Source organism: Psittacicella hinzii, from assembly GCF_003585935.1.
Lineage (GTDB): Bacteria > Pseudomonadota > Gammaproteobacteria > Enterobacterales > Psittacicellaceae > Psittacicella > Psittacicella hinzii.
The window spans coordinates 1-6,764 of sequence record NZ_NRJG01000055.1; the positions used below are offsets into that span (position 1 = coordinate 1).

Annotated in this window: 4 protein-coding genes; 2 read left to right on the top strand and 2 right to left on the bottom strand. The window is 33.8% G+C overall.

The features are described 5' to 3' along the window. Positions 1-1,145: 1,145 nt before the first annotated feature. Together CKF58_RS03510 and dapB are read left to right on the top strand one after the other, a co-directional pair. Entirely contained in the window at positions 1,146-1,802 is a 657-nt protein-coding gene (locus tag CKF58_RS03510; RefSeq protein ID WP_222987683.1) for a thermonuclease family protein, read from the top strand. Between the two features lie 192 nt (positions 1,803-1,994). Next, positions 1,995-2,792, top strand: a complete 798-nt coding sequence (gene dapB / locus CKF58_RS03515) for a 4-hydroxy-tetrahydrodipicolinate reductase (protein WP_119531021.1) — start codon at positions 1,995-1,997, stop codon at positions 2,790-2,792. A 308-nt stretch (positions 2,793-3,100) separates the two neighbouring features. Here dapB and CKF58_RS03520 read toward each other — a convergent pair whose 3' ends face one another. Both CKF58_RS03520 and CKF58_RS03525 read right to left on the bottom strand, forming a co-directional pair. Further along, entirely contained in the window at positions 3,101-5,362 is a 2,262-nt protein-coding gene (locus tag CKF58_RS03520) for a DNA topoisomerase (protein WP_119531023.1), read from the bottom strand. Positions 5,363-5,717: 355 nt separating this feature from the next. Continuing rightward, positions 5,718-6,365 (bottom strand): S24 family peptidase, encoded by a 648-nt coding sequence (locus CKF58_RS03525; protein WP_119531025.1) that lies wholly within the window; start codon positions 6,363-6,365, stop codon positions 5,718-5,720. Positions 6,366-6,764: the final 399 nt, after the last annotated feature.

Here is a 6,764-nt window from a genome sequence, read left to right on the forward strand (position 1 = left end):
CGCTATAATATAAGTAAGATTTAAAGTTCAAAATATAACTAAAATTTAGCAATTAAATTAATTTTTAAATTAATTTTTAATTATTTAGTTTAAGCTTTTGACGCTTAAGAAACGATTCTTAGGCGAGAGCTTTAAACACCTAAAAAATACAAGTTTCAAGGTTTAGCTTCTGGTTAAGATCTCAAGATTATAGAAGTTTGATGAATAAAAAGGCTAACGGTTTTACTATCAGAGTGAAAAACAAAAGTGCTAAAAGTAAGTTAGCAATATTTAAGTAAATTTACTCTTTAAAACAATTAAAGACTTTGATTATTAAGGAGATTAGGCGTAAGAGTTGAGGTGGTTTATCAAAATTAAGTTAGAAATGATTAGCGTAAAAACTAACATTTACTTTTGAAAACTAACAAAATGCTATGCATAAATCGAAATATATTTTATTTTAAATAGTCTGGTCTTTTATAATTAAAATGTCTTATATGCGCGTAACAAATTAGCTTACCGCAATCTTGAATTAACTAAGTATTTTGTTGGCAACAATACTTAGTAGTAAATTGTACGAATACTTATTTACATAAGTATTACGCAAAATTCACAATTAATTAACAATTTAATCCTCTTTGATTTGTAACCACATCCTGTGGTGTTTTCGAACCAAATTCCCATTATTTGTATTAGTTATTTCTTTATATCCTACATTTCTGGTAATCTTGCAGCCAATGGCTAGCATGTTTTAGCATTTACCTCGCTAAAACCCATATTAGGTTTACTTTAAACCGCTCTCTACACTCTTTAGTGTAATTTAATTTAACTTTAAACAATTACTGCAATTTAGTTGGCTTTAAATTCAGTAAATCAGCAAGAACTATAACAAACCTAAATAACGTCGTTTACATAATATATTGGCAAATATTTATGCCTCATTTTGGCAATGAGTAACACGTGAGTTCTAGGCTTATTAACTTAACTATAGATACTTTATTAGTTAATTACACTAGTAAACTTTAATTTATCTCGTTTTGATCATTTTCTTGAGATAAAAGATAATTTTATTAAAATCATCTGGATCTATTCTAGGATGTTTTATCTAGATAATTTAGATGCTAGTAATTAATTTTTTTTGCGTAGAAATATTAGGCGAGATGTTTATGCGTATAGGAAAATTATATGGATTGCTAGTAATGGCAGCAGTAGCCTTAACTATGGTAGGTTTAAGTATTTTGTGGTTATTAGATAGCCATCATGAACGAACCCAAGTTAAGCTAGCCCAAGCAACCCAAAAATCTGGGCATGATCTTCTAGCTGCAAATATGACCGATACTGTTAATTCATGGCAAGATGAAAGCAGTTACGTTAAATATGAAGATTACGTTCATTACGCCTCGTGTACAGTACTGGCTGTATCAACTGGTGACCAGTTCTTTTGCTTAGATCAGCAAACAGGCGATAAAATGAAGATTTCTTTATTTGGCATTGCAGCGCCGCAATTGAGTCAAGCTTACGGTATTAACGCTAAGCAAGCCTTAAGTGCAAAAATTCTAGATCGTAAAATTTACTATAGCCAAATGTATATCGATGATTATGGTAACTCTAGTTGTGTGGTGTATTACAATAATCGCAATATTAATTTAGAGATGTTAGCAGAGGGCAATGCCCATGTGGACTCGCGCTACAATAATAAAGCGTTATATTTAGAAGCCCAAAACTATGCAGTTGCTAATGTTGTTGGTTTATGGAATAAACGTAATTGGGATCATCAACGCCCTCCGGTTAAACCATGGCTATTTAATCCAAATTTTAGATAAAAAGCTTTTACTAAATGTAAATTTAGCGTTCATATGAATAAGAACCTGTGGTTTAACAACTACAGGTTTTTTTATTTTGTGGTTAAATGGCTAAAGTTAGGTTAAGCATATCTTGTATAATAAAGGGACTAAAGTGCTTAAAGAGCTTAAGCAATTAGGATTACTTTTATTAACTAAAATGCAGGAATTTTTATGACCGTTAAATTTCTTATTAAAGGTGCTGCTGGACGTATGGGGCAAAACCTGATTAAAACTTTGAGTCAAACCGCTAATGCGCAATTAGCTTATGCTTTAGTGCACAATAGTGCACCTGAAATTGGGCAAGCGGTAGCAGGCTTTCCAGAAGTAGTTTACTCTACAGATCTAGAAGCAGCCGTAGACTTTGATGTAGCAATTGACTTCTCAACTCCAGAATCAAGTTTAGCAACCTTAGCACACTGTCAGAAACTAGGTAAACCATTAGTACTTGGTACTACTGGTTTTACAGCTGAACAAAAAGCACAAATTGCTCAAGTAGCAACGCAAATCCCAGTTGTTCTTGCTGCTAACTACTCAGTAGGAATGAATTTAATGTTCAAACTGGTAGAAAAAGCAGCCGCAATTATGGGCTCATATGCAGATATCGAAATTATCGAAGCGCATCACCATCACAAAGTAGACGCTCCATCTGGTACTGCTCTAGCTCTAGGTGAACACATTTGTAAAGCTTTAGATCGTGACCTAGAAAAAGTAGCTGTTAAAGAGCGTAATGGTATTATTGGTCCGCGCACTAAAGAAGAAATTGGTTTTTCAACCATTCGTGCAGCAGATGTAGTAGGTGAACATACAGTATGGTTTGCTGATATTGGTGAGCGTATTGAATTAAGTCATAAAGTTTCTGATCGTATTACCTTTGCTCGTGGAGCGGTAAAAGCTGCACTGTGGTTAACAAACCAGCCAGTAGGTAAACTTTACGACATGACTAATGTATTAGGTTTAGACCAACTATAAATATGAAAAAATCCTCTGTTTAACAGAGGATTTTACCGTATATAAGCTAGAAATTTTTTCTGCTAAACGATTTCTCTTGCTTAGCACTTAAAAATATAAGTAAAAGTAAGCAAATAAGTATTACTTCAGATAAGACAACATACAGCTATAAATAGAATATAGCTATAAAGATAATGCTGCAATAAAAGCAATAGTGTAACAAAAGTAATACACCATAAACAAAAGTAATACATCACAAAGAATAAAATTCTTTTAGGTACAACTCACTTTAATAAAGAAAATTCTACCCTTAACAAGAGTACAGTTGGTTAGAACGGATCATTGTTTCTTGCTGTTTTATTGTATTGCGAGTAAGACTTGTTGCTCTTATAGCCTGTTTTACCACTAGATTTATAGTTGCCTTTGCTGTAAGTTTTACTACCAGAGCTTTTACCGTATTTACTAAAGCCGTATTTCCCACCTTTAGAATTATCCAAGCCACGAAAACTTTGGAAGTTATTGCTTTGCTGTCTTAACATGCCTAAAAGTTTTTCTATCCACGCAGCTAGTTCTTGCATAAAACCATTATATGAGAACTCTGGATTACCTTCAGCCATTTGTTTTAGGGATCTTTCCCACATAGCTGTAATATCTGGAGCGCATAGTTCTTGTGGTAAGGCTTGAACTAGCGACCTACCTATATCTGCAATCTTAATATATCGTTTATCTTTAAGACAAAATTGTTTTTCAAATAATTTGGCAATAATATCAGCTCGTGTAGCTTCTGTACCTAAACCATCGGTTTCATTAAGAATGGCTTTAATATCTTTATTTTCCACGTAACGGGAAATATTAGTCATAGCCGTTAATAAGGTAGCTTCAGTGAAATATGCAGGTGGAGTAGTCAGTTCACTTTCACTTGCCATATCACGAATTTCAATTAGATCTCCAATGTGAATATTGTCAACTAATTGACGCGTGCTCATGCGTAATAAGCTACTGTTGTTAGAACCTTCTTCGCTATTATTGTCGTTATCTTTAGAATTTTCTTCGAACTTAGCCGCTTGACTACTACTCATTTGTAGTAGTTTCCAACCTGGATCTTTTAAGCCTTTACTTTGAGAGGTAAATACCCAAGGACGTTTAGCATTAAATTCAATAGCTAAATTGGTTTGGAAGTATTCAGCTTTAGGCATAAACTGCATTAAATAACGTTTAGCAATTAAGGTATAAGCTAAATTCTCGTTTTTACTACCAGAAAAATCATAAGGCTCAGTAGTCGGAGCAATCGCTGAGTGGTTCGTAACTTTTTTACTTGCCCAAATACGCGTTTTTTGTTCTGGATTGATACGAAAATAAGGATTGCTTGTATCGATATTTAATTTGTCAGCGCGATCAATTAAATGCTTAAGAATTACATTACGATCAGCATAATCGGCTTCGTTTAAATAGTTACTATCTGTACGCGGGTAAGTTACAACTTTGCGTTCATATAGGGCTTGCACGGCCGCAAGGGTATCTTTAATGTCCACATGATAAATATTAAACATTAAAGTTTGTAAGTCATGCAAACTAAAGCCTAAAGGTTGAGTTTGTTGAATATTTCCTTGTTGCGTATCGATGACAATTCCTGTTGGGTTTTGACTTAGTTGTGCTGGTAGCCAGTTCACAAAGTTAACACTGGTTAAGCGTCCTTGCTCATCAACTATTTTTCCTAGTTCGGGATGATTGGTTAGATCTTCAATGGTTGCTTTTTTCTTGCCTTGATATTTCTCGCGATCCCATTGTTCAAGAGTGCGAAGTAAATCTAAGCGTACGACAAAGTTACTATCTGCTGATAGTTGCTCATCATAATAAACTTGATATTCTTTATTGATTGCGGAATTACATTGAGCAAAAATACGGTAATAAGGATGAGGAACAAAGTTCTCTATTTCGAGTTGACGTTGGTACACTAAGTTAATAACTGGAGTTACCACTCGTCCAATACTTAAAGCACCATTAAAATGAAACTGTTGCGCATAAAGTGTAGCCGCCCGCGAGAGGTTCATGCCTAAAATCCAGTCAGCATGAGCACGGGCAAAAGCACTTTGACTCATCCCTACCATTTGTTGATTCGGGATAATATTATTAAAGGCTTTATTTAAACCTTCATCAGATAAGTCAGAAATTAAGAGGCGCTGAACACTCTCGGCATAAGGATTTAAATTTAATTTAATAAATAATTCATCAACTAATAATTGTCCTTCGCGGTCAGGGTCACCTGCATGATAAATTTGTGTAAAATTACCAGATTTAATTAGTTTACTAACAATATTAAATTGCGCTTTAGTGCTTGGGATTGTATCGTATTGCCAATTAGTTGGTAAGATTGGTAAATCTGCTAAATTCCATTTATTGTAGCGTTCGTCATATTTACCAGGAGTAACCAGTGCTAATAAATGCCCTATGCAATGAGTAACGGTAAAGTGTGCTACATTTAATACGCCATTTTGGCTATTAATTTTTGTTCTATAGCGTTTACTTAAAAAGCTAGCGATTTGTCGTGCAACGCTAGGTTTTTCAGCAATAATTAAAATCGAATTCGACATAAAAATTATTAAGGAGAAGAGCTTATATAAGGTCAGTTGTTATTTATTATATCAAGCAAATCTTCGGTCACAGTCTCAACAAAAAAGACCATCAAGAAATACGCCATAACACATATTTCCCAATGGTCTTTACAATTACTTTTTTGCGTGTTTTAAAAAGCGGATATTTTAGGTATAGTTATTCAGAAATACGCAAAAGAAAATAAAGAGCTTATGGTGAGGAGAGGACTAGAGCCTATAGATAAAATAAGATCAGACTCTAGGTTAACCCCTTAAATGAAATTTAATGAATAAACCTTTTATACCTAAATGCGAGCAAGCTGTCTACAAAGAGAGCCTTACTCTAAGTTATAAACTATAGACGAGTATAGTCTAAACCTAAAACTAATTTACCGTGAATAGCGAAGTTTTCGCTACTTTCAATAATAAATGGTGGATATTTAGAGTTTTCTGAAATAGCTACTAAAGTATCACCAGAACGTTGTAAACGTTTAATGTAAGTTACGTCACGATAAGTGAATACGTAAATACCTGAAGAAGTAAAAGTAGTTTCTAAACGTACAATACAAGTTTGACCGTCGTGTAACACAGGCATCATTGAATCACCACGAATTTTTAACACACGGAGGTTTTTTGGATCTTCGTTTGATAAATTGCGATAGTACTCGTAGTTACTAATAAATACTTGTTGTGAACTTGTATAGTCGTCAGTATAAGTGCCTGGACCTGCCGAAGCTTCAATGTCAATCATTTCCACAAAGAAACCCGGAGTATCGTGAGGAATATATTGACCGGCAATAGCACCAATAGGAGGGTTTTTAGGTACTACTTCATAACGACCGTTTGGTAATGGTCTAAAACCTACATTACCACTTGCTGCCATACTACCTTGTAGGACTTTTACTTTTCTTGGACGTCCACGACCTCTTTTTACTGGAGCTGCTGGATTAGCAGCTTGTTCAGCCGTTACGGTTAAATTTTCTTGATTGTCTGTTGTAGCCACAATAAACTCCTAAGAATTAGGTTGTGCAAAATAAATCGTTAGCCATTAAGAAATGCAATAAATTCTTATAACTTAAGTATTTAGATATTTAATTACTTAAAGTAAATAACTAAAAACTAAAGAATTTTTCTTAATGCAAATGATTGATTTTTCGTTAAGTTAGCGCTTATTCAAGATAAGCGGTTAGAGAATTAACGCCAAATCGATTTTTAATTTTGCAAAAAATTAGAGAAAAATTATTTTTACAAGCGAATTAATAATGCAAGATTTAACTATTTACCCTTGAGACATGTAATAAAAGTTAAAGTTAAGACCATGGTAAATGGAGATAAAGTCCTGCGTTATTACAGTTGAGGGAAACTGTTTGCTTTGACTATTGCAAAAATATAGAGGATTATT